General features: G+C 42.8%; 2 protein-coding genes. One reads left to right on the top strand and one right to left on the bottom strand.

The window, feature by feature from the left end; genetic code table 11:
* A partial coding sequence (gene galE / locus R7R24_RS24980; RefSeq protein WP_318119792.1) for a UDP-glucose 4-epimerase GalE occupies positions 1–683 on the top strand: 683 nt, incomplete at its 5' end.
* Between the two features lie 155 nt (positions 684–838).
* Here galE and R7R24_RS24975 read toward each other — a convergent pair.
* Positions 839–1,030, bottom strand: a 192-nt coding sequence (locus R7R24_RS24975) for a hypothetical protein (RefSeq protein ID WP_219587347.1), incomplete at its 5' end; no start/stop codon positions are given.

Raw genomic sequence — 1,030 nt, 5'->3', positions numbered from 1 at the left:
GTGAAGCAGGCGTGAAATCACTGGTATTTAGCTCATCTGCGACAGTTTATGGTGATCCTGCATCAGTGCCAATTACTGAGGACTTCCCAACTAGTGCGACTAACCCATACGGTCGTAGCAAGTTAATGGTAGAAGAGTGCTTAACTGACTTCCAAAAAGCGAATCCAGACTGGAGCATCACACTTCTTCGTTACTTCAACCCTGTTGGTTCGCACCCAACTGGTGAGTTAGGTGAGGACCCGCAAGGTATTCCGAACAACCTAATGCCATTTATTTCTCAAGTAGCGGTTGGTCGTCGCGAGTTTCTATCTGTATTCGGTAGTGATTACCCAACCAAAGATGGTACTGGTGTTCGTGATTACATTCACGTAATGGATCTATCAGATGGCCACGTTGCTGCGCTAGAAAAAGTCGGCAGTAAAGCTGGTTTGCACATCTACAACCTTGGTACCGGTAATGGTTACAGCGTTCTTGAAATGGTAAAAGCATTTGAAAGCGCGTGCGGTAAAAATGTGCCATACCAACTGGTTGAACGTCGACCTGGTGACATTGCAGAATGTTGGGCAGATCCTTCAAAAGCAATGAATGAACTAGGCTGGAAAGCATCACGTACTCTTGAAGAGATGACAGGGGACACATGGCGCTGGCAATCAAATAACCCACAAGGTTACCCAGACGCATAGTTTCATTTAACACAATAATAACAAAAGGCGCATTCCAGCGCCTTTTTTGATCTAAATCGGAAAAAATCGTAAATTACTGGTTAAAAGGTAGCAACCAAATAGATAAGTGCTAAACTACCCATGACTCTTAATTTAGGTCGTAAATTTTCTTGTAGCTATTGGGGTAGTTCATGGAGCTTGGTCTGATCATCGCATTCATCGTTGCAGCAGCAGTGATGGTGAAGAAAGAGATGGCAAAACAGTAAACTTTCATTTTTCATACTTTTCTTTACATTTTTGAAATGAAAGCCAATTAAAAAAGCCAGCATTAAGCTGGCTTTTGTGTTTTCGGAGGCTTTAGAACTCGT

The sequence above is a fragment of the Vibrio sp. 704 genome (assembly GCF_033339295.1).
Note: the sequence above shows the minus strand (reverse complement) of the source record. Positions and strands in the feature narration are given on the sequence as shown.